This window comes from Nocardioides sambongensis (genome assembly GCF_006494815.1).
GTDB classification, from domain to species: Bacteria; Actinomycetota; Actinomycetes; order Propionibacteriales; family Nocardioidaceae; genus Nocardioides; species Nocardioides sambongensis.
Window position 1 is genome coordinate 3,128,719 of record NZ_CP041091.1, and the last position, 21,008, is coordinate 3,149,726.

Consider the following 21,008-nt stretch of genomic DNA (forward strand, 5'->3'; position numbering starts at 1 on the left):
GCGACCGGCGATGTAGGCCGCGCCTGGCCCTTCGCCCGCGGCGCTGTGGGGTGACACCGCGGGCGAAGGGGAGCCGCCGCAGGTGGATCGGGCACCCACGGCGGCTGGCGTCCACTAGATCAACGGCCCTTGTGGCTCGTCCCGCGATCGGCATAGTCGGCGTCACCACTGGGTGTGGGAGGCCAATCGCCGCGGAGATCGCCGGGCATGGCATCCAGGTGTGTGGCGTCCTGCCCGGCGCTCACCGGGGCCGAGTCGTGCGCAGGCCTCGTTCGACGGCTTCGAGCACGGTGGCGCGGTCATGGCCGTGCCGGTGCGCCAGCCTCACCGCAGCCTCGACAGCCGCCAGTCGGTCAACGCCTTCGGGGACATCGCTCTCGCGCCGCTTGAGGGCCGCCCGGAGACCACCGGCCCAGCGGTCCTTGATGACCTTCGCGTCGCTGCGCGCGGAGAAGACGAACTTGTCCTTGGCCTCGTCCCAGCGGACACCGGCGATGCGGTGCCGGGTGCAGATCGGCCCGGCGATCGCTTCGGCGGCGGCCTGCACGGTGTGGATGGTGATCTGTGGGTTCTCGTTCAGGACACGGTCGTAGAACTCGGGCGGACTGGTGACGCGGGCAGCAGCGTCCGGGACGAGGTACCCGCCGACGGGAACAGAGGTCTTCTCGAAGTCCACGATCGGCAACCTAACGCCCGTCGCGGGTGCGTGTGGTCCGTTTGGATCCCGGCGGGACGTGTCGCGCGGCAGGGTTCGTGTCGGCGACACGGTTCCGTGGGGTCACGGCACTCAGTCCTTGCCGGTCCGGGGCGGCTGGCTTGCGCCACACGATCACGAGGTCGTCGGGGGCGTAGGCGACGACGCTGGGGGAGCGTGCGCCGACGGTTTGGGTGCGCCACAGGATCAGGCCGGGCCGAGGGACGGCGTTGAGCACGTAGCGGGTCTTGCCGTTGCGGTGCATCCGGTCGCCCGGCTCGATGGCGGAGGCCACGACCACGGTCCTGACCAGTGTCACCGCGTCCTCGTCCCTGCCCATGGCCTGCATGTGCGCGGCACCGACATGGGACTCCCCCACGGGTCGCTCAGGCTTCAGTAGTGCGACGCCGGACGGAAGGACCCCAAGTCGACGACGGCGCCATCGACGTCGACCACGCGATCTGTGCCCTCTCGGATCGCGTGCCGCGCGCAACGGAGGCAGCCGTTGAGCGCGAACGGCACCTGGAGTTCGAGACGGTCGGCCGGAACCCCGCACAGGGCGGTGTGGCTGCGGGCGGTCGCCAAGTGGACCGAATACCCCTTCGGGGAAGCGACCAGGAGGTGTTGGTAGGGCATGGCGACGCAGCCTACGGGCGGGAGACCGGACGCTGGCTCGTTTCCCGCCGCCCGCGGGTCAACCGTTCAGTCCGGCGGCGCGCTCCAGTCGGTCCAGAGCATCGCTGGCGCCGTCGACGGACATCGCTGCGGTGTCCTTGCGGCAGTAGGTGAGCATCTTGCGCAGCCGCTTGCGGTCCTTGGGGCCGATCTCGGTCTCGCGGAAGTCGCGGGCCGAGATGAGGGAGGCCAGGACGACGAAGTCGGTGCAGTGCCGCGTGCTGGCACGGTCGGAGGCGATCTCGGTTCGAGCGGCCGCTTTGCCGACGAGTGCGCCGACGAGGTTCGGGCGCAGCACGGTGCCGGTGCGGCCTTCTGCGACCACCGTGACCGGTTCGGTCCGGTTCAGTGCCTGCGTCGTGCCGGGCGCCTGAACGGTCGGGGCGCCGCCGATTCCGGTAGCGGCAGCCGCGGCGCGCTCGCCGACGCCTTCGGGGATGAGGACGTCGATCTGCGCCAGGTCTCGGCGCCACCGGTGCTGAACCCCGTCGGCGCTGGTGTCCGCGGTGAAGCCCATGTCGCGCAGCGCGCCGGTGAACGTTTCGAGCACGGAACCGGATGCCCGGATGTTCACCACGGTGTCGATGTCGTCGGTCGGTCGCGTCGGGGCGACGCCGCGGTCGGCGCAGTGCAGGTGAACCAGTTGTCCGCCGATGAGGGTCCAGTTCGTGTCCAGGCGCTCGTAGAGATCCATCAGCGCGTGCCACGCCTGGCGTTGCGCCTCGGTCATCGCAGGTAGCGCGATCGGTGCGTTCGAGTCGGGTCGGTCAGCCACGGTCGCTCTCCACGCGGGCGAACGTACGGAACCGCACGCGGTCGCCGAGTTCCGACACTCGGTGCAGGGCCTCGTTCTTCTCGCGGACCCCGTCGTGCTCGGCCAGGTCGGCTGCGAGCGGGAGCGCCGAGGAGACCAGCCGTTCGAGGAGCGCCGGTTCGGGCCGATGTGGGCCGGGCCGGACGACGTGGAAGATGACGTTGGCGCCCCCGCCGGAAGCCGGGCTCGGGACACTGGAGAGTAGGTAGTCGTCGATGAGGGCTTCGACGTCCTCGGCGACGACGTAGCCCTCGACGACGTCGGCGGCGGAGATGTTCGCAGCCGGGTTCGAGACACCGGAGAGGAGGACGCGGTCATCGTCGGCGAGGTCCGCGAGGTCGCGGGGCGATGCGGCGAAAAGGACGCGTTCGGCCCGGTTGTGCAGGGCGTGGCGAAGACGCGCCGCACCGGCGTCGAGGTCTCCGTTTGTGTCGGACGGTGCGTTGAGCAGGCTGGCCAGGCGGCTGCGTGCCCGAGATCTGGCCGATGGTGGGAGGGCACGGGCCTCGTCGACACCGGCGGCGACCAGGATCATGTCCCAGGCCGACTTGGGCGACAGGGGGCGGCCTGGGGCGCCGTGATGCTGGAGGCGCCGTACGGAGGAGAGAGGCAGGGTCCACTGCGTGCCGACCCTCCGTGCGGGCAAGGAGCCTTCGAGGATGCGCTGATGGATCCGCTGTCGGTTGACGCCGAGGAGGTCGGCGGCTTCGGACACGCTGATGTACTCGTCCACCATCGCCTGGTTTCTCGCTTTCCTAGATAACTGAACAGGTTTTCCGTAATCCTAGATGGGTGTCTAGGTTTCCTGCAATCCAGGTGGGTGTGGTCGAAGCGCGTCGTGATCTGGGCGAAGGCGATGCGCTGAGCCGATAGACGGCCGCGCGGGCAGCCCCTCACCTGCTCGCGCGGCATCACGTGAAGGGTCGGATCTCGCACCCGGGGTCCGGCCCTTTGCGGTGCCGCAGCGCGCTTCGTCGAACGACGATGCACCGAGATCAGCACCAAGATCGGTCCGCTGACACGGAGGACGAAACAGCCCCTCACTCCGCGTCTGCGCAGGTGAGAGGCTGTTTTTTCGGAGCCGCCTGTCGGAATCGAACCGACGACCTATTCATTACGAGTGAATCGCTCTACCGACTGAGCTAAGGCGGCGGGGTGCCGGCGGGGCCGGCACGACCTCGCGCAGCATACCGGCGCCTCACTTCGTTGTCCGAATCGACCGATGACGTGGGGCCCGGGACAGGGAACAGGGTCCGGAACCCCACGTCGACGGCGCCGAGTGGCGGGTCAGCCCGCGACGGCGACCTCGGGGACGTCGGCGCGTCCGGTGAGGTGGGTCTGCGGGGCGCCGCACCAGCAGGTGAAGCTGAACGACAGCGTGCTGTCGGAGCCGGCAACCCCCTCGATCTGGCTCGGGAAGATGAGCTGGCGCTTCTCGCACGAGGAGCAGGAGTGGATGAACATGGGTTGCCTCCTTCACGGGGCCGACAATGCTGACGCCTCCATTGTCTGAGGTTTCAACTACCAGGGGTAGGCTCTCTTTCCAGACGAATCCCTAGGGATCACCTATGGATGTGACGGGGGTCTCCGATGTTGTCGCTGCACCAGCTCACCTGCTTCCTGGCGACCTACGAGCAGGGCTCGCTGACCCGCGCCGCCGACGCCCTCGGCTACGCGCAGCCCAGCGTCTCCGAGCAGATCCGGAGCCTCGAGCGGTCGCTGGACGTCCAGCTGTTTCGTCGGGTCGGGCGCGGCGTCGTACCGACCACGGTGGCCGACGCCCTGCGCCCCCACGCGGAGAAGGTGCTCGCGGCCGTCGCGGAGACCGAACGTGCCGTGGCCAGCACCCGCTCCCTGGAGACCGGCACCATCCGGTTCGGCATGTTCGGCACCGCCCGCCTGTACGCCGGCGCCGCGCTGATCGCCGACGTCCTCGAACGCCATCCGGGGGTCCGTGTCGAGCTCGTCGGGCAGAACTCGCTCGACGTCCAGGAGGACCTTCGCCGGGGCCGGCTGGAGGCGGCGATGATCGCCGTCGCGAACCTCTCCAGCGAGGGCATGACCATCACCCCGGTCGCCCGCGACGAGCTGGTCTACATCTCCTCCGACCCCGAACGCCTGTCCGGCCCGATCACCGCCCACCGCCTCGCCCAGGCGTCGCTGGTGATGGCCGAGACCACCTGGCGCGAGTCGGACTCCACCCGGATCGTGCTGCGCCAGATGCTGCACGAGACCGGCCACAACCCTCCGACCCGGATCGAGGTCGAGGACGTGGAGACCGCCGTCGAGCTGGTCGACCGCGGTCTCGCCGACTCGGTGATCAACAAGGGTGCGGCCCAACAGCTCCTCCCCCGGATGGCCCCGAACACGGGCTGGGTCTCACTGCGCCCGCGCCAGTACGACATCGTCGCGATCGTGCACCGGGCCGGGGCTCAGCTGTCGCCGGCGGCGCGGCTGATGATCGAGCTCGCCACCGAACGGATCCAGGCGATCTCCGACCCCCTCTGATCCCGCTGGGACCTCAGCACTCCAGCCCGTCCTCGGGCACCACGCCGTCGAGCAGATAGTCGTGCACCGCCGTGTCGACGCAGTCGTTCCCGCGGTTGTAGGCGGTGTGCCCGTCGCCGTCCCGGCTGACCAGCACCCCGGACTCCAGCTGGTCCGCCATCGCCACCGCCTCCTGGTACGGCGTCGCCGGGTCGCGCGTCGTACCGATCACGACGATCGGGGCGGCTCCGGAGCCGTCGATCTCGAGGTCCGGCTCGTCCGTCGCGGTGTACGGGATCCCGGCGCAGCCGAGCATCCCCCAGGCGAAGACCTCGCCGAAGGTGGGCGAGGCGGCCAGGAAGTCCGGCATCTGTGCCGCCACCTGCCGCCGGGTGAAGGCGCTCGGGTCGTCGAGGCAGTTGATCACCGAGATCGCCTCCAGGCTGTTGTCGGTGTAGGCACCCGACTCCCGCGATCCGTAGTGGTCGGAGAGGAAGAGCAGCGTGGTGCCGTCACCCTCCAGCGCCGACCGCAGGGCCTGGTCCAGGACCGGCCAGTTCTCCTTCGCGTAGAGCGGCAGGATCAGCCCGTAGAAGGCGTTGCCGATCTCCAGGTCGCGCTCGGGGTCGTCGGCCGGCAGCGGCGCATCGTCGATCCGGTCCAGCAGACCCACGATGGTGTCCAGGCCGTCCTCGACCGAGTCGCCCAGGAAGCAGTCGCCCTGGTCGACGCAGTCGCCCACGTAGGAGCGCAGCGCGGTCTCGAACCCCTCGGCCTGGCTGAGCGCGTTGCGGCGCGAGTCGAGCGACGGGTCGATCGCCCCGTCGAGGACGAAGCGTCCGACCCGCTCCGGGAACAGCTCGGCGTAGGTCGCACCGAGGCGGGTGCCGTAGGAGTAGCCGAAGTAGCGCAGCCGCTCCTCCCCGAGGACCGAGCGCAGCACGTCCATGTCGCGGGCGGCCTCCACGGTGCTCACGTGGCCGGCGAGCGAGTCCGACCGCCGTTGGCAACCGCTCCAGAAGGTGTCGAGCTCGTCGACGAACTCGGTCTCCTCGGCGGCGGTGTCCGGCGCCGGGTCCTGCGCCACGTAGGCATCGAGCTCGGCGTCGCTGAGGCAGTCGACCGGGTCGGAGTCGCCGGTGCCCCGCGGGTCGAACCCGACCACGTCGTAGGCGGCGAGCAGCTCCGGCGCGAAGTAGAGGTCGGCCTGGGTGGCGACGTCGGTGCCGGGGGCTCCCGGGCCGCCCGGGTTGACCACCAGGGATCCCTGGCGCTCCCCGGTGGCCCGGGTCCGTTCGAGCGCGATCTCCGTGGTGCCGGCGGAGACGTCGGTGTAGTCGATCGGCACCTCGAGGGTGGCGCACTCGTTCGCGCCACACTGCTCCCACGCCAACGACTGGCGGTAGAAGGTACGCAGCTCGCGCGGCACGCCCCCGAGCGCGACCCGCGGCGTCGGCTCGGTGCGCTCCGGCAACGGCGTGCCGGCGGCGGACCCCGCCTCGTCCGCGCCGTCGTCCCCGCTGTCGCCGCCGGACAGTGCCCAGGCGGCGCCCAGGCATCCCACGACGATCAGCGCACCGACCAGCAGCAGGGCGACGACCTCGACTCTGCGCACACTTCTCCTCGACTCGTGTCTGATCGGTGGCGGAGGGTCAGTCCTCCGCCACCTGCAACGCCACCATCATCGACTCCAGCGCCAAGGCCGGCGCCACGTTGAACTCCAGCATCTGCTCCCGGGCGCCGAAGACCGCGCCGATCCGGCGCAGGTTCTCCTCCGGCGTGGAACGACGGGCGAGCTCGGTGATCTCCGGTCGCAGATCCTCGTTGACCAACGCGCCGGGAGCACCGACCGCCAGGGCGATCGCGTCGCGGTAGACGGAGGTCAGGTCGGTCAGCCCGCGGTCCACGACGTCGAGCACCCGGCGCTTCGCCCGGGTCTTCTGGTCCCGTTCCATCTCCCGCAGTGCCGGCGCGTACTCGCGCGGCCGCCGCCCGCGGTCCACCACGCCGTAGGCCGTGTCCAGGTCGGCCTTCTCCTGCGCGTCCAGCCGGCCGGTGATCACCTCGGCCTCCACCTTCGCGTTCTCGGCCAGCAGCGAGGCCGCGCGCAGGCAGGCGCCGAGATTGGTCAGTCGGGCGGGCAGGCCCACCACGGCGCTGCGCCGCTTGCGGACCTCCTCGTCGAACGCGAGCGCCTGGGCGCGGCCGATGTGTCCCTGGCTGGCCCGGGCCGCGTACGTCGCCAGCGACTGCTCCACGCCCCTGCCGACCAGGAACTCCGCGACCTCCTCGGTGGTCGGGGTGGCCAGGGTGACCAGCCGGCAGCGGGACCGGATCGTGGGCAGCATGTCGTCGACGGTGGGGGTGCACAGCATCCACACGGTGCGACCGTTCGGCTCCTCGATCGCCTTCAGCAGGGCGTTGCAGGCCTGCTCGGTGAGACGGTCGGCGTCCTCCAGGACCAGGATCTGCCAACGGTCGCCCATCGGCGTCAGCGCCGCCTTGCGGACGAGCTCGCGCACGTCCTTGACGCCGATGGTCAGCTTCTCCGTCCGGACCACCGAGACGTCGGCGTGGCTGCCGGTGAGCACGGTGTGGCACTCGTGGCAGTGCCCGCAGCCGCCCTGGGGGCACTGCAGCGCGGCGGCGAACGCGATCGCCGCGTTGGACCTGCCCGAGCCCGGCGGTCCGGTGAACAACCACGAGTGGGTCATCCCGTGACCGCCCACGGCGCGGCGCAGCGCCTCGATGGTGGGCGCCTGGCCGACCAGGGTGGACCAGATGTCGCCGGCGGGGGTCATGCCTCCCCCTCGACGGCCACGGCGCTGGCCTGGATCAGCAGCGGTCGGACCCGCTCGGCGATCCTCGCCGCGACCTCCTCGACCGGCGCGCGGGCATCGAGCACCAGGTAGTGGTCGTTGTCCGCGGCGGCCATCGCCGTGAACGCGGCGCGCACCCGCTGGTGGAACTCGAGCGACTCCTGCTCGATCCGGTCGCGGCCGGCGAACCGGCCGAACCCGTCGGCGGGATCCAGGTCGAGGACGACGGTCAGGTGCGGACGCAGGTCGCCGGTGGCCCAGCGCGCCACGTCCTCGACCTCGCCGACCGCCAGGGTGCGGCCGGCACCCTGGTAGGCGAGCGTGGAGTCGACGTACCGGTCGGTGATCACGACCGCGCCACGCGCCAGTGCCGGCTCGACGAGGGTGGCGATGTGCTCGGCCTTGTCGGCGGCGTAGAGCAGCGCCTCGGTGCGCGGATCCAGGTCGCCGGTCTCCGGGCTGAGCACGATCCGGCGCAGCTCCTTGCCGACGGTGGTGTCACCGGGCTCGAAGGTCAGCACGGTCTCGTGGCCCTCGGCGCCGAGCCGGTCCGCCAGCAGCCGCGACTGGGTGGACTTGCCCGACCCCTCGCCGCCCTCGAAGCAGACGAAGACACCGGTGTCGGTGTAGCGGCCGGGCCAGTCGGAACTCACGGGATCAACCTACGAGACCGCCCCGACCCAACCTCGCGACGGGTGCGCTCACGCTGCTCGACCCCTTGGACCTACTCGTTCAGCGGCGATCCCGCGACGTGGAAGTCGAACCCACCGACCTCGCCGGACATCAGTGGCCGGGCCGCCGCGATCGCCGCCTGCACCGACGCCAGCTGCAGCGAGTCCTGGTGCGCCTGCGCCGAGGTCCACCGCTCGACCACGTAGACGCGGTCGGGCTCGTCGGCGTTGGTGCCGACGTCGTACTGGAGGCAGCCGACCTCCGCGAGCTCGGCCGACGGAGCGGTCAGGTGGGCGACGAAGTCGGCTGCCCGGCCGGGCTGCACGCCGATCCAACCGCAGTTCACGAAGGTCATGATCGGAAGGCTAGGCCGGCGCACCGACAGCCTGCCGTCAGGACTTCTTGGTGGCGGCCTTCTTCGTCGCGGCCTTCTTGGCCGGAGCCTTCTTGGCTGCCGTCTTCTTCGCGGTGGTCTTCTTCGCCGTCGACTTCTTGGCGCCCTTCTTGGCCGCCTTCTTCGCCGGCCCCTTGGCACGCCGCTCGGCGAGCAGCTCGGCCGCGCGCTCGATGGTGATCGCCTCGACGCTGTCGTCCTTGCGCAGGGTGGCGTTGTACTCACCGTCGGTGACGTACTCGCCGAACCGGCCGGCCTTGACCACCACCGGCTGGCCCGAGACCGGGTCGGGACCGAGCTCCTTGAGCGGCGGGGCGGCCGCGGCGCGGCCGCGCTGCTTGGGCTGGCTGTAGATCTTCAGCGCCTCGTCCAGGGTGATCGCGAAGATCTGGTCCTCCGAGGTCAGCGACCGCGAGTCGGTGCCCTTCTTCAGATACGGCCCGTAGCGACCGTTCTGGGCGGTGATCTCCTCCCCCGCCTCGTCGGTGCCGACCAGCCGCGGCAGCGCGAGCAGCTTGACCGCGTCGTCGAGGGTCACCGTGTCCAGCGACATCGACTTGAAGAGCGACCCGGTGCGCGGCTTCTCCTTCTTCGGAGCGTCCTCGGGCAGCACCTCGGTGACGTACGGGCCGTAGCGACCGTTCTTGGCGACCACGCGCAGACCCGTCTCCGGGTGGGTGCCGAGGTCGATCTCCTCCCCGGCCGGGTTCGCCAACAGCTCCCTGGCCTTGGCCACGGTGAGCTCGTCGGGCGGCAGGTCGTCGGGGACGTTCGCCCGCTTCGCGAACGCGGTGCCGTCGTCCCCCGGGCCCTCCAGGTAGGGCCCGTACTTGCCGACCCGCAGGTGGATGCCGTCGTCGTCCTCGCCGACCGGGAAGGTCGCCAGCTCGCGCGCGTCGATGTCGCCGAGACCGTCGACCAGGCCCTTCAGCCCGGCGAGCTTGTCGGAGCCGTAGTAGAACTCGGTGAGCTCGCCGATCCGGTCCTTCTCGCCACGAGCGATCTCGTCGAGGACGCCCTCCATCCCGGCGGTGAAGTCGTAGTCGATGAGCCGGGTGAAGTGCTCGGTCAGCAGCCGCGTCACCGAGAAGGCGATCCAGGCCGGCACCAGCGCGGTGCCCTTCTTGTAGACGTAGCCGCGGTTGAGGATGGTCCCGATGATCGAGGCGTACGTCGAGGGCCGGCCGATCTCGCGGTCCTCGAGCTCCTTGATCAGGGTGGCCTCGGTGTAGCGAGCCGGCGGCTTCGTCTCGTGCCCGTTCGCCTCCAGCGAGGCCGCGGAGACCGCGTCGCCCTGCTGCAGCGCGGGCAGCCGGGTCTCGGCGTCGTCCTTGCGGCTGGCCGCATCGTCGGTGCCCTCGACGTACGCCTTGAGGAAGCCGTGGAAGGTGATCACCCGGCCGGAGGCGCCGAACACCACGTCCTCGCCCGTCGCCGCGGCGCCGCCGAGGCGGATCGAGACCGTCTGGCCGACGGCGTCCTTCATCTGCGAGGCGACCGTGCGCATCCAGATCAGCTCGTAGAGGCGGAACTGGTCGCCCTTCAGGCCGGTCTGGGCCGGGGTGCGGAACGAGTCACCGGCGGGCCGGATCGCCTCGTGCGCCTCCTGCGCGTTCTTCACCTTCGAGGTGTAGGTGCGAGGCTTGTCCGGCAGGTACTCCCCGCCGTACAGCTCGCTCACCTGCGCCCGCGCGGCGCCGACCGCCGCGCCCGAGAGCGTGGTGGAGTCGGTGCGCATGTAGGTGATGAAGCCGTTCTCGTAGAGCCGCTGTGCGACCGACATGGTCACGCTCGAGCTCATCCCCAGCTTGCGGCTGGCCTCCTGCTGCAAGGTGGTCGTGCGGAACGGCGGGTACGGCGAGCGCTTGTAGGGCTTGGACTCCACCGAGCGCACCTCGAACGAGGTGTTCTCCAGGGCGGTGACCAGGCCCTCGGCGCGCTGCCTGTCGAGGTGCACCACGTCGGCCAGCCCCTTGAGCTGGCCGTCGGCGCCGAAGTTCGAGCCGGAGGCGACCCGGGTGCCGTCCAGGGAGTGCAGCTTGGCCGGGAACATCCGCTGGTCGTGACCGGAGCCGGCGTCGAAGGTGCCCTCGAGGTCCCAGTAGGAGGCGACCTTGAAGGCCATCCGCTCCTTCTCGCGGTCGACGACCAGCCGGGTCGCCACGGACTGCACCCGACCGGCGGAGAGACCGGACATGACCTTGCGCCACAGCACCGGGGAGACCTCGTAGCCGTAGAGGCGGTCCAGGATCCGTCGGGTCTCCTGCGCCTCGACCAGGTCCATGTCGAGGTCGCGCGGGTTGGCGGCGGCCTCCTGGATCGCGGGCTTGGTGATCTCGTGGAAGACCATCCGGCGGACCGGGATGTTCTTCGGCTTCAGCTCGTCGAGCAGGTGCCAGGCGATCGCCTCCCCCTCGCGGTCACCATCGGTGGCGAGGTAGAGCTCGTCGGCGTCCTTCATCAGCGACTTGAGCTTGGAGATGTGCGACTTCTTGTCGCGCGGCACGACGTAGTACGGCGTGAACTCGTGGTCCACGTCGATCGCCAGCCGGCCCCACGGCTTGTCCTTGATCTTGGCCGGGGTGTCGGAGGCGTTGTTGGGCAGGTCGCGGATGTGACCGATCGAGGACTCCACGACGAAGCCGTCGCCGAGGTACCCACCGATGGTGCGCGCCTTGGCGGGCGACTCCACGATCACCAGCTTGTGTGCCACTGCCGACTTCTCCGTCTCCGTGGACCTCGCTGCCGGGACATCCGGTCCCGTGCGAACAGCCCGCTCCCTCAAGATCTCGTGGCGGCGAGAAGCCTCCACGGCCGCTCACGGTAGCGCGTGCCGCCCACTGTGCCGCCACCGTGGGCGCGGAACGGGACGCCGGGTGTGTCCGAGCGCACCGCCGTGCGCCGGGTCTCAGTCGCGGACGGTGACCTCGCCGATGGTCTCCTCCTGCAGCGCGATCAGCTCGTCGTCGCCGATCGGCACCGCGAAGATGTAGAGGCCGTAGAGGCGGTCGTCGCCGGTGTCCACGACCACCACCTGCACCTGGTCGCCCTCGGCCTCCAGCCCGTCCACGTCGACCCGCAGCTCGGAGACCAGGGAGTAGGCGTCGTGGCCGTCGACCTTCATCGGGCCCGACTCCAGCTCGGTCATCCCGGTGAAGCCGGAGTAGAGCGCGGGGTTGTTGGCCATGCAGGCCATGACCAGGTCGGCAGCCTGGTCCTTCGACTCGACGATGCCCTTGCGCAGTCCGCCCACGCCCCCGGTGGAGACCCATCCGAGGCCGGCGGCGTTCCCCTCCTCGATGATGCGGTAGATCGTGCTCATCCGCTCCGCGAAGGTGAACGCGGTCGCGTAGTCGTGGTCGATCGTGTAGCCCTCGTCCTTGAGCGCGGGCATGGTGAGCCGGCCACCGCTGATCGTCGCGCCGGTGTTGGGCCGGCTGCTGATCGGCTGACCGCTGGTGCAGGTCTGCACGTTCGGTGCCGAGGGGTTCGACGACCCGTCGCTGGGCGAGGGGTCCTCGCTGCCCTCGCTCCCGTCGTCGGTGGAGCCCTCCGAGCTCGTCGAGGAGTCGCTGCCACCGGCGGCGGTGTCGTCGTCATCGCCACCGGCGACGGCGCGGACCGCGAAGAACGCGATCATCGCCAGCACCACCAGCGCCGCGACCCCGCCGAGCACGATCCCGATCGTCTTGCCGGTCGACCCGCCGGACCCGCCGGGCTGCTCCGGCTGCCACGGGCCGCCGGGACCGTAGCCACCCGGTCCGCCCGGTCCGCCCGGTCCGCCCGAGCCATAGCCGCCCGAGCCGTAGCCGCCCGAGCCGTAGCCACCCCCGGGGGCGCCGGGGGTGGGGCCGAGCGCGCCGTACGACCCTCCGGAGCCGGCCGGAGGAGCGGGCGGGGGCGGCGGCTGCTGGGCCGGCTGCTGGGGCTGCTGGCCGCCGTAGGGGTTGCTCGAGGTGTGCTCGCTCCACGACTGGCCGTCCCAGTACCGGTAGGTGTCGGGAGCGCCCGCCGGATCGGGGTACCAGCCTGCGTTCGTCACGCGGCCAGTGTGCCAAACCGGTCCGGGGCCGCGTCCAGTCGTCCGGCGGCCGTTCCCCGGCAGGACTCAGCGCTCGAGGAACCCCTCGGCCACCAGCTCGGCGATCTCGGGGAGGTAGACCTCCCGCAAGGAGGCGGGATCGCGGGCGAGCAGGTCGGCGACCGCGTCCAGGATCTGGCCGACGCTCAGGTCGCCGTCGCAGGCACCCACCACGGCCGCGGTGACCGTGTCGGCCCGGCGGGCACGTCGGAAGCCGTGCTGCTGGCGCAGCACGATGGTGGAGGGATCCTCGGCGCCGACCGGGCCCTGCGTCTCCTGGATCACGTCGACCCGCACCCGGAGGTGGTCCTGCTCGCTCACCTGTGCCGCCGCCGCGCGCTGCCGCGCCCACGCGCCGATCGCCGGAGCGATCGGCTGCTCCACGTCGTAGGGCCACTCCACGAGCTCGGTGCGCGGCGCCCCGGAGCGACCGGAGCGGTGCAGGTTGATCCAGCCGAAGCCGATCCCGGCCACCCCCTGGTCGGTGAGCCAGGAGAGCCAGGTGTCGTAGCGGCGCAGGTAGTCGGCGGTGCTGCCGGCCCCGGTCGAGGGGTGGTGGCCGGAGTCCTTCAGCCAGAGCTCGACGTACGCGGCCGGGTCCAGGATCTCGCGCTGCACCACGAAGGCGTCGCAGTCCTCGGGCAGCCAGCCGGACAGCCGCTCGTCCCAGCCCCGTCCCTCCTCGATCACCCAGTTCGCCAGGATCTGGCACCAGCCGCCGTCGTTGAGGTGGCGCGGCGCGGTCCGCACGATGTGCTCGACCACGCGGTCGCCGGGCAGACCGGAGTCGCGGTAGACGAGCCGCTCGCCGGTGGCCGGGGAGATCACGAACGGGGGGTTGGTGGCGATCAGGTCGAACCGCTGGTCGGCGACGGGCTCGAAGAAGGAGCCGTCCCGGATCTCGATCTTGTCGTCGAGCTCGTTGAGCGCGGCGTTGAAGCGGGCGATCGCCAGTGCGCGCGCGTTCACGTCGGTGCCGACCACGTGGTCGCTGTGCGCGGCGAGGTGCAGGGCCTGGACCCCGCAGCCGGTGCCGAGGTCCAGCGCGGTGCCGACGTCCTCACGCAGGGTGAGCTGTGCCAACGAGGAGGACGCCTGGCTGATCCCGAGGACGTAGTCGCCACTCACGTTGGTCGGCGACCCGTCCAGCCCGGGGGTCAGGTCGCTGACCACCCAGAGGTCGTCGCCCTCCGCGGTGGCATACGGCCTGCAGTCCAGCCGGGCGGCGACCTCGCCGACACCGGTGAGCAGGATGCCCGCCGCGCCGAGCCGATCGACCAGGCCGGGCAACGCCGCCTCCGCCGCCTCCCGTTCGACCGCCTCCTGCAGCAGGAAGAGCCGGATCAGGGTGGACAGCGGCGACCCGTCCTCACCCGTACGACGCCGCGCCGGCGCCGTCTCGTTGCGCGAGAGTGCCTGGTGGGCGGCGTCGCCGAGCAGCGCGGCGACCGCGTCGTAGCGGAAGTCGGCGGCGTCGAGGGCGTCGCGGAGCGGGGCGGCGAGGTCAGTGGACGTCACGGGTCCACGCTACGGGGCGGGGCTCCGGGGCCGCCGGTCAGATGCCGTCGCTCACCTCCGCCGGAGCCTCCTCCCCGATCACGCTCTCGCGCTGCTTGGAGACGTAGACCGCGACGACGATGCCGGCGGCGGCCACCACCGCGATCAGGATCCGCACCACGTCGTTCTCGCTGTCGCCGTAGGAGAGGCTGACGATCGCCCCGACGATCAGCAGGGAGACCAGGTTCATCACCTTCAGCAACGGGTTGATCGCCGGTCCGGCGGTGTCCTTGAACGGGTCGCCGACGGTGTCGCCGATGATGGTCGCCTCGTGGGACGGCGAGCCCTTGCCGCCGTGGTGACCGTCCTCGACGAGCTTCTTCGCGTTGTCCCAGGCACCGCCGGAGTTGGCGAGGAAGACCGCCATCAGGGTGCCGGTGGCGATCGCGCCGACCAGGAACCCGGCCAGCGGTCCGACACCGAGGCCGAACCCGACCGCGATCGGGGAGAGGATCGCCAGGATGCCGGGGGTGGCCAGCTCGCGCAGCGAGTCGCGGGTCACGATGTCGACCACCCGGCCGTACTCCGGCCGCCCCGAGCCGTCCATGATCCCGGGGATGTCGCGGAACTGGCGTCGTACCTCCATCACCACGGCGCCGGCGGCCCGGCCGACGGCGCTGATCGCCAGCCCGGAGAAGAGGAAGACGACGCTGGCGCCGAGCAGGGCGCCGACGATCAGCTTGGCGTCGACGATGAGGAACGCGGTGGCGAACGCCTCGCCGTCCTCGGGTCCCACGCCCTTGGCGTCGAGCAGTGCCTCCGTGGCGGACTGGGCGTAGGAAGCGAACAGCGCACTCGCCGCCAGCACGGCGGTGGCGATCGCGATGCCCTTGGTGATCGCCTTGGTGGTGTTGCCGACGGCGTCGAGCTCGGTGAGGATCTGCGCCCCCTCCTCGCTGACGTCGCCGGACATCTCGGCGATGCCCTGGGCGTTGTCGGAGACCGGGCCGAAGGTGTCCATCGCGACGATCACCCCGACGGTGGTGAGCAGCCCGCAACCGGCCAGTGCCACCGCGAAGAGCGCGGCGGACCCACCGAGCAGTGCGGCCCCGAAGACGGCGGCGCCGATCACCAGCGCGGTGTAGACGGCGGACTCGAAGCCGACCGAGAGTCCGGAGAGGATCACGGTGGCCGCTCCGGTGACCGAGGTCTTGCCGACGTCCTTGACCGGTCGGTGCTCGGTGCCGGTGAAGTAGCCGGTGAGCGCCAGGATGGCCGCGGCCAGGGCGATGCCGATGACCACCGACCCGGCCGCGAAGACCGCCGGGCTGACACCCGGGTCCTCGCTGCCACCCATCAGCAGGCCGCCGAACCCGTCGCCGGTGCCGGTCAGTTCGTCCCACTCGGTGGGCAGGTAGGCGAAGGAGAGGGCGACGCTGGCGATCGCGCCGACGCCGGCGGAGATGTAGAACGAGCGGTTGATCGTGGTCAGTCCGCTCTCGCCGGGGCGCGGCTTGGTCAGGTAGACGCCACCGATCGCGGACAGTGCGCCGATCGCCGGCACCAGCAGCGGGAAGACCAGGCCCTTGTCGCCGAAGGCCTGGGAGCCCAGGATCAGCGCCGCGACCAGGGTCACCGCGTAGGACTCGAAGAGGTCGGCGGCCATGCCGGCGCAGTCGCCGACGTTGTCACCGACGTTGTCGGCGATGGTCGCTGCGTTGCGGGGATCGTCCTCGGGGATGTTCTGCTCGACCTTGCCGACCAGGTCGGCGCCGACATCAGCGGCCTTGGTGAAGATGCCGCCGCCGACGCGCATGAACATGGCGAGCAGCGCCGCACCGAAGCCGAAGCCCTCCAGCACGTGCGGTGCCTCGTCCTGGAAGGCGAGAACCACCACGCTCGCGCCGAGCAGGCCGAGCCCGACGGTGGCCATGCCGACCACCGCGCCGGTCCGGAAGCCGATGTTCATCGCGGGATCGCGGCCCTGCGTGTCCGCGGCCGCGGCCACCCGCAGGTTGGCGCGCACCGCGAGCCACATGCCCAGGTAGCCGATCGCCGCCGAGAAGCCTGCACCGACGAGGAAGAAGACGGACCGGAAGACCCGGACCGCCGTGTCGTCCGCCGGGAGTGCGAGCAGCAGCAGGAACGCCACCGCCGCGAAGATCGCGAGGGTTCGGAACTGCCGGGTGAGGTAGGCGTTGGCGCCCTCCTGCACCGCGGTGGCGATCTCCTGCATCTTCGGGGTGCCTTCACCGGCGGCGAGCACCTCGGACCGGAAGATCGCGGCCATCGCCAGCGATCCGAGGGCGATGAGGGCGACCACGACGACGAGGACGAGGTTGCCCCCGTCGACCTCCGCGACCGCCGCGAGCGGACTGATTCCAACCATTCTTCTGCCTCCTCAAGAGGGGTGCAGCGAAAGTGTTGTGACCCAGGTCACAAGGACGTTGCGGGCGATCTTAGCCACGGAACAGGGGCGGCGCGCGACGTGACGTGACACACCTCACAAACACGGCGTGTCGGGCGGGTGCCGTCAGCGCCGGCGACGCGCGCGACCGTGCGACTCCGGCCCCGTGCCCGAGCGAGCGGTGCGGGGAGGACGACTCGGCGGACGAGCCCCGGCCGGCGTCAGGCCAGGGCGGCGTCGACCGTGGAGTGGATCGTGAAGACCTTCGCCAGTCCGGTGATCTTGAAGATCTTGAGCAGGCGGTCCTGGCTGCAGATCAGCTCCAGGCCGCCGTCGTGGGCACGAACCTTCTTCAGGCCGCCCACCAGGACCCCGAGTCCGGTGGAGTCGAGGAAGGAGACGCCCTCCATGTCCACCACGAGCCGGTAGTTGCCGGCAGCGACCAACTCGGTGATGGTGTCGCGCAGCTTGGGCGCGGTGTAGACGTCGATCTCGCCGCCCACCGCGATCACGGTGCGCCCGGCGGCCTCGCGCGTCGACAGCGTCAGGTCCACGTCCCCACCCTTGTTCCCAGAGATGACAGTTGTCAGGCGAGCACATCAAACCATGCCGTGCGAAAGCGCGGCCACGCCGGTGCCTCCGACCGCGGCGCCGGACCCGCCGGCCGGACCGGCTTTGTGTCCGCCCCGCGTGTGAGGATCAGGGAAGAGATGAACACCTCGACCGAGACCATGCCGTCACCGCCCGCGTCGCCGCGACCGACGGGCCCGTTCCGGGCCCCGCTGGACGCTGCCGCGGTGGTCGCACGCCTGATGGCGGCGCCGGGACGGCCCGAGCGGGTGCGTCACCACCGGCGGCTCCCCGCACGGCCGGCGACGCTCGCCGACTGGCCCAAGTGGGCGGACCCGACCGTGGTCGCGGCGTACCGCTCCCGCGGCGTGGACTCCCTCTGGGAGCACCAGCGCCGTGCCGCCGACGCCGCTCGCGCGGGTCGCCACGTGGTGCTCTCCACCGGCACCGCGTCGGGCAAGTCGCTGGCCTACCTGCTGCCCGCGCTGACCGCGGTCCGCGAGGGTCGAGGGCCCCGTGGCCGCCGCGGTGCCGGAGTGCTCTACCTGGCGCCGACCAAGGCACTGGCCCACGACCAGTGGACGGCGATCGACGCCCTGGGTCTCGATGTCCGGGTCGCCACCCACGATGGCGACTCCTCACCGGAGCAGCGGGAGTGGACCCGCGACCACGCCGAGTACGTGTTGACCAACCCCGACATGCTGCACCGGTCCCTGCTCCCCGGCCACGAGCGCTGGTCGCGCTATCTCGGATCCCTGCGCTTCGTGGTCGTCGACGAGGCACACCACTACCGCGGCGTCTTCGGCGCGCACGTCGCCCAGGTGCTGCGCCGGCTGCGGCGGGTCTGCGCCCTCCACGGCGCCGACCCGACCTTCGTGCTGGCCTCCGCCACGATGGCCGACCCGGAGGTGGCGGCCGGGCGGCTGACCGGGCTGGAGGTCACCGCGGTCGCCGAGGACGCCTCGCCCCGCGGCGAGCTGGAGCTGGTGCTGTGGGAGCCGCCGCTGATCGAGGGCGGCGGCGAGCACGGCGCGCCGGTACGTCGTGCCGCGACCGCCGAGACGGCCGACCTGATCACCGACCTGGTCGTCGAGGACGTCCGCACGCTCGCCTTCGTGCGGTCGCGCCGCGGTGTGGAGACCGTGGCACGCCGGTCGAACGAGCTGCTCGGCGAGGTCGACCCCGCGCTGGCCCGCAGGGTCGACTCCTATCGCGGCGGTTATCTGCCCGAGGAGCGCCGCGCCCTGGAAGCAGACCTGCGTTCCGGGCGACTGCTCGGCATGGCGGCGACCAACGCACTCGAGCTCGGGATCGACATCGCCGGCCTGGACGCGGTGGTGATCAGCGGCTATCCGGGGACCCGGGCCGCCTTCTGGCAGCAGGTGGGACGGGCGGGTCGGGCCGGGGGCTCTGCGATCGGCGTCCTGGTGGCGCGGGACGACCCGTTGGACACCTACCTGGTGCACCACCCGGAGGCGCTGCTCGGTCGGCCGGTGGAGGGCACCGTGTTCGACCCGGACAACCCGTACGTGCTCGGCCCCCACCTCTGTGCGGCCGCTCAGGAGAAGCCGCTGCAGCCCGACGAGCTCGACCTGTTCGGCCCACGGGCACGAGAGGTGCTGCGCGACCTGGTCGACGCCGGCCTGCTGCGCCGGCGGGCGGCCGCCTGGTTCTGGACCGACCGTCGCCGCGCGGCCGACCTGGCCGACATCCGCTCGGCCGGTGGCCGACCGGTGCAGCTGATCGAGGGCAGCACCGGGCGGGTGGTCGGCACCGTGGACGCCGCCCGTGCCCACTCGACCGCCCACGCCGGCGCGATCTACCTGCATCGCGGCGAGACCTGGCTGGTCGACACCCTCGACCTGGACGAGCACGTCGCGGTGATGGACCCCAGTGAGGCGACCTTCACCACCAGCGCCCGCGAGCTCACCGACATCCGGATCGTCGAGGAGGTCGAGTCCGTGGCGTGGGGCGAGTGCCGCCTCGCCTTCGGCACCACCGAGGTCTCCCAGCAGGTCGTCTCCTACCTGCGGAGGAGCGCGGCCACCGGAGAGGTCCTCGACGAGACCCCGTTGGACCTCCCGGAGCGGACCCTGCGCACCACCGCGGTGTGGTGGACCGTCCCGGCCGAGGTGCTCGCCCGGACCGGGCTGGCCGCCGCCGACCTGCCCGGCGCGGCGCACGCGGCCGAGCACTGCTCGATCGGTCTGCTGCCGCTCTTCGCGACCTGCGACCGCTGGGACATCGGCGGCGTCTCCACCGCGCTGCACCCCGACACCGGGCAGCTCACGGTCTTCGTGCACGACGGTCATCCCGGTGGGGCCGGGTTCGCCGAGCGGGGCTTCCGCACCGCCCGCGACTGGCTGGGCGCCACCCGGGACACCATCGCCGCCTGCGAGTGCGCCCAGGGGTGCCCGTCCTGCATCCAGTCGCCCAAGTGCGGCAACGGCAACGAGCCGCTGGACAAGGCCGGGGCGGTCCGCCTGCTGGACGCGCTGCTCGGCGGCGGTGTACGCACCGAGGAGTAGCCTTCTGCCATGGTGATCCTCGGGCTCGTGCTCCTCGTCGTCGGCGCCCTTCTCGTCCTCGGCGGCGTCCTGGGCACCGGCACCGAGTCGCGCACCAGCGACGGCGGCACCGACGTCTACACCACCTTCATCGGCATCGAGATGAGCGCGACCACCCTCTTCATCATCGGCGTGGTGGCCGCCGTGCTGGTGCTGGTCGGCCTGTGGATGACCAAGGTCGGCGCCCGCCAGGGGTGGCGGCGACGCCGCGAGCAGAAGCGCCTCACCGACCTCTCGGAGAAGCTCGACCGCGTGGAGGCCGAGCGGCTCGCGGAGAACGACCCCGGCGAGCGCTGACGGCTCCACGCCCCCACCCGTCGGGAGCCTCACTCCGGCGGCGACGCCGGGCCGGCCCGAGCACGGGCGCTCAGGTCACCGGTCTGACCGAGCCAGCGCGGACCGCTGACGGTCACCGCGACCAGCACGTCCCGTCCCTCGAGGGTGCACCCGGTGAGCGCGCCCCCGTTGCGCTCCGCCACTGCGCCCGCGGCCCGGCAGGCGTCCCCGCCACGGCCGAGCTCACTCGCCCCGGCCAGGGCGGCCAGGTCCGCCGCGGCCTGAGCGCGACGGTGGTCGACGACCATCGCGGCCACCACGCCCAGTCCGCTGCCGACCAGCAGGAGCACCGCGCTCAGGCTGACCACCAGCACGGTGGCCGCGCCCCGCTCACCGCCGCGGCGCGTCGTCGTCACGGCGCACCCCCGACCGCACCGCCCTCCTCCACGAGGGCCACCGCCTCGGCCCTCAGTGGCGCACCGGCCAGGAAGCCGAGGACGCCACCCGGGCCGTCCATCCGGCCCGCCGCGACGGCGACCACGTGCTCGCCGTCGCTGGTCACGCTGATCGACACTCCGTCCGGCGCGACCCGCTCGCCCGCCGCCGTCGCGGCGCCGGGGTCGTCGCCGCGAGCGACGGCGCGTGCCGCCTCCCGAGCGGCGTCCACGGTACGGATCTGGGCGGCGCCGACCGCGAGCAGCCAGACCAGGCCCAGCGTCACCGCCAGCAGGACGGGCAGTCCGACCACCAGCTCGGCGGTGACCGCGCCCCGCTCCGCTGTCGACCGGGACTGCCGCCGCCGGCACCGCCCGGGGCTCATCCGATGCCCAGGAGTCCGAGGACGTGGTCGAAGAGCGTGGTCAGCATCTGATTGCCGAAGCCACCGGTGAGCAGCTTGTAGAGCAGCCCTGCCAGACCGGCACCGGCCGCGGTGCCGACGGCGTACTCGGCGGTGGTGATACCGCGCTGGCCGCGTCGGCGGCGGGACAGAGCCCTCCGCGGACTCGTGAGGACGGGAGTGGTCATGGTGCCTCCTGTTTCGGCGACCGCCCGGT

General features: G+C 71.6%; 20 protein-coding genes and 1 tRNA gene. 3 read left to right on the top strand and 18 right to left on the bottom strand.

All coding sequences use genetic code 11. The features are described from left to right. Window positions 1–241: 241 nt before the first annotated feature. The 6 genes from FIV43_RS14700 to FIV43_RS21075 form a co-directional block, all read right to left on the bottom strand. Window positions 242–676: a hypothetical protein gene (locus tag FIV43_RS14700; protein ID WP_141014737.1), complete on the bottom strand. Its 435-nt coding sequence runs from the start codon at window positions 674–676 to the stop codon at window positions 242–244. Window positions 677–686: 10 nt separating this feature from the next. Continuing rightward, window positions 687–1,013: a hypothetical protein gene (locus tag FIV43_RS14705; protein WP_141014738.1), complete on the bottom strand. Its 327-nt coding sequence runs from the start codon at window positions 1,011–1,013 to the stop codon at window positions 687–689. Window positions 1,014–1,388: 375 nt separating this feature from the next. Further along, complete coding sequence (locus FIV43_RS14710) at window positions 1,389–2,099, bottom strand: hypothetical protein (RefSeq protein ID WP_141014739.1); 711 nt, start codon at window positions 2,097–2,099, stop codon at window positions 1,389–1,391. A 37-nt stretch (window positions 2,100–2,136) separates the two neighbouring features. Further along, on the bottom strand, window positions 2,137–2,919 hold the full coding sequence (locus tag FIV43_RS14715; RefSeq protein ID WP_141014740.1) for a helix-turn-helix domain-containing protein: 783 nt from the start codon (window positions 2,917–2,919) through the stop codon (window positions 2,137–2,139). 343 nt (window positions 2,920–3,262) lie between these two features. Then, window positions 3,263–3,335, bottom strand: a tRNA-Thr gene (locus FIV43_RS14720). A gap of 135 nt (window positions 3,336–3,470) precedes the next feature. Next, on the bottom strand, window positions 3,471–3,647 hold the full coding sequence (locus FIV43_RS21075) for a hypothetical protein (RefSeq protein WP_181407507.1): 177 nt from the start codon (window positions 3,645–3,647) through the stop codon (window positions 3,471–3,473). Between the two features lie 126 nt (window positions 3,648–3,773). On the opposite strand from FIV43_RS21075, the gene FIV43_RS14725 reads away from it, so the two are divergent. After that, window positions 3,774–4,691, top strand: a complete 918-nt coding sequence (locus FIV43_RS14725; RefSeq protein WP_141014741.1) for a LysR family transcriptional regulator — start codon at window positions 3,774–3,776, stop codon at window positions 4,689–4,691. A gap of 13 nt (window positions 4,692–4,704) precedes the next feature. Here FIV43_RS14725 and FIV43_RS14730 read toward each other — a convergent pair whose 3' ends face one another. The 9 genes from FIV43_RS14730 to FIV43_RS14770 form a co-directional block, all read right to left on the bottom strand. Beyond that, complete coding sequence (locus FIV43_RS14730; RefSeq protein WP_141014742.1) at window positions 4,705–6,285, bottom strand: alpha/beta hydrolase; 1,581 nt, start codon at window positions 6,283–6,285, stop codon at window positions 4,705–4,707. Between the two features lie 37 nt (window positions 6,286–6,322). Further along, window positions 6,323–7,471, bottom strand: a complete 1,149-nt coding sequence (locus tag FIV43_RS14735; protein ID WP_141014743.1) for a DNA polymerase III subunit delta' — start codon at window positions 7,469–7,471, stop codon at window positions 6,323–6,325. Continuing rightward, the gene (tmk, locus tag FIV43_RS14740) at window positions 7,468–8,142 is read right to left on the bottom strand and encodes a dTMP kinase (protein WP_141014744.1); all 675 of its coding nucleotides are present in this window, start codon (window positions 8,140–8,142) and stop codon (window positions 7,468–7,470) included. Before tmk ends, FIV43_RS14735 begins: the two co-directional genes overlap by 4 nt. Before the next feature lie 71 nt (window positions 8,143–8,213). Then, a complete protein-coding gene (locus FIV43_RS14745) occupies window positions 8,214–8,516 on the bottom strand; it encodes a putative quinol monooxygenase (protein WP_141014745.1) in 303 nt (100 codons plus the stop codon). Between the two features lie 37 nt (window positions 8,517–8,553). Continuing rightward, the gene (gene topA, locus FIV43_RS14750; RefSeq protein WP_141014746.1) at window positions 8,554–11,268 is read right to left on the bottom strand and encodes a type I DNA topoisomerase; all 2,715 of its coding nucleotides are present in this window, start codon (window positions 11,266–11,268) and stop codon (window positions 8,554–8,556) included. A 195-nt stretch (window positions 11,269–11,463) separates the two neighbouring features. Beyond that, entirely contained in the window at window positions 11,464–12,597 is a 1,134-nt protein-coding gene (locus tag FIV43_RS21080; protein WP_181407508.1) for a DUF2510 domain-containing protein, read from the bottom strand. 66 nt (window positions 12,598–12,663) lie between these two features. Further along, window positions 12,664–14,154 carry a DUF7059 domain-containing protein gene (locus tag FIV43_RS14760; protein WP_141014747.1) on the bottom strand — a complete coding sequence of 497 codons (1,491 nt, stop codon included), beginning with the start codon at window positions 14,152–14,154 and terminating at the stop codon, window positions 12,664–12,666. Window positions 14,155–14,191: 37 nt separating this feature from the next. Next, window positions 14,192–16,522: a sodium-translocating pyrophosphatase gene (locus FIV43_RS14765; protein WP_141014748.1), complete on the bottom strand. Its 2,331-nt coding sequence runs from the start codon at window positions 16,520–16,522 to the stop codon at window positions 14,192–14,194. A gap of 239 nt (window positions 16,523–16,761) precedes the next feature. After that, window positions 16,762–17,094 carry an STAS domain-containing protein gene (locus FIV43_RS14770; RefSeq protein WP_141014749.1) on the bottom strand — a complete coding sequence of 111 codons (333 nt, stop codon included), beginning with the start codon at window positions 17,092–17,094 and terminating at the stop codon, window positions 16,762–16,764. Between the two features lie 258 nt (window positions 17,095–17,352). Between FIV43_RS14770 and FIV43_RS14775 the strand changes: the two genes are divergently transcribed. Continuing rightward, entirely contained in the window at window positions 17,353–19,638 is a 2,286-nt protein-coding gene (locus tag FIV43_RS14775; RefSeq protein ID WP_231123968.1) for a DEAD/DEAH box helicase, read from the top strand. 9 nt (window positions 19,639–19,647) lie between these two features. Beyond that, the gene (locus FIV43_RS14780) at window positions 19,648–19,974 is read left to right on the top strand and encodes a hypothetical protein (protein ID WP_141014750.1); all 327 of its coding nucleotides are present in this window, start codon (window positions 19,648–19,650) and stop codon (window positions 19,972–19,974) included. A 29-nt stretch (window positions 19,975–20,003) separates the two neighbouring features. Here FIV43_RS14780 and FIV43_RS14785 read toward each other — a convergent pair whose 3' ends face one another. Genes FIV43_RS14785 through FIV43_RS14795 form a run of 3 tightly spaced genes read right to left on the bottom strand, consistent with a single transcriptional unit; the run spans window position 20,004 to window position 20,979 of the window. Continuing rightward, the gene (locus tag FIV43_RS14785; protein WP_141014751.1) at window positions 20,004–20,369 is read right to left on the bottom strand and encodes an Rv3654c family TadE-like protein; all 366 of its coding nucleotides are present in this window, start codon (window positions 20,367–20,369) and stop codon (window positions 20,004–20,006) included. Next, window positions 20,366–20,773, bottom strand: a complete 408-nt coding sequence (locus tag FIV43_RS14790; RefSeq protein WP_141014752.1) for a TadE family type IV pilus minor pilin — start codon at window positions 20,771–20,773, stop codon at window positions 20,366–20,368. Before FIV43_RS14790 ends, FIV43_RS14785 begins: the two co-directional genes overlap by 4 nt. Then, entirely contained in the window at window positions 20,770–20,979 is a 210-nt protein-coding gene (locus FIV43_RS14795) for a DUF4244 domain-containing protein (RefSeq protein ID WP_141014753.1), read from the bottom strand. Before FIV43_RS14795 ends, FIV43_RS14790 begins: the two co-directional genes overlap by 4 nt. Between the last annotated feature and the right edge of the window lie 29 nt (window positions 20,980–21,008).

What these genes read in the sequence shown, in the direction of transcription:
- FIV43_RS14710 (WP_141014739.1), bottom strand. Translation starts at nt 2,099, where the DNA reads ATGACCGAGGCGCAACGCCAGGCGTGGCACGCGCTGATGGATCTCTAC.
- FIV43_RS14715 (WP_141014740.1), bottom strand. Translation starts at nt 2,919, where the DNA reads ATGGTGGACGAGTACATCAGCGTGTCCGAAGCCGCCGACCTCCTCGGC.
- FIV43_RS21075 (WP_181407507.1), bottom strand. Translation starts at nt 3,647, where the DNA reads ATGTTCATCCACTCCTGCTCCTCGTGCGAGAAGCGCCAGCTCATCTTC.
- FIV43_RS14725 (WP_141014741.1), top strand. Translation starts at nt 3,774, where the DNA reads ATGTTGTCGCTGCACCAGCTCACCTGCTTCCTGGCGACCTACGAGCAG.
- FIV43_RS14735 (WP_141014743.1), bottom strand. Translation starts at nt 7,471, where the DNA reads ATGACCCCCGCCGGCGACATCTGGTCCACCCTGGTCGGCCAGGCGCCC.
- FIV43_RS14745 (WP_141014745.1), bottom strand. Translation starts at nt 8,516, where the DNA reads ATGACCTTCGTGAACTGCGGTTGGATCGGCGTGCAGCCCGGCCGGGCA.
- FIV43_RS14765 (WP_141014748.1), bottom strand. Translation starts at nt 16,522, where the DNA reads ATGGTTGGAATCAGTCCGCTCGCGGCGGTCGCGGAGGTCGACGGGGGC.
- FIV43_RS14775 (WP_231123968.1), top strand. Translation starts at nt 17,353, where the DNA reads ATGGCGGCGCCGGGACGGCCCGAGCGGGTGCGTCACCACCGGCGGCTC.
- FIV43_RS14780 (WP_141014750.1), top strand. Translation starts at nt 19,648, where the DNA reads ATGGTGATCCTCGGGCTCGTGCTCCTCGTCGTCGGCGCCCTTCTCGTC.
- FIV43_RS14790 (WP_141014752.1), bottom strand. Translation starts at nt 20,773, where the DNA reads ATGAGCCCCGGGCGGTGCCGGCGGCGGCAGTCCCGGTCGACAGCGGAG.
- FIV43_RS14795 (WP_141014753.1), bottom strand. Translation starts at nt 20,979, where the DNA reads ATGACCACTCCCGTCCTCACGAGTCCGCGGAGGGCTCTGTCCCGCCGC.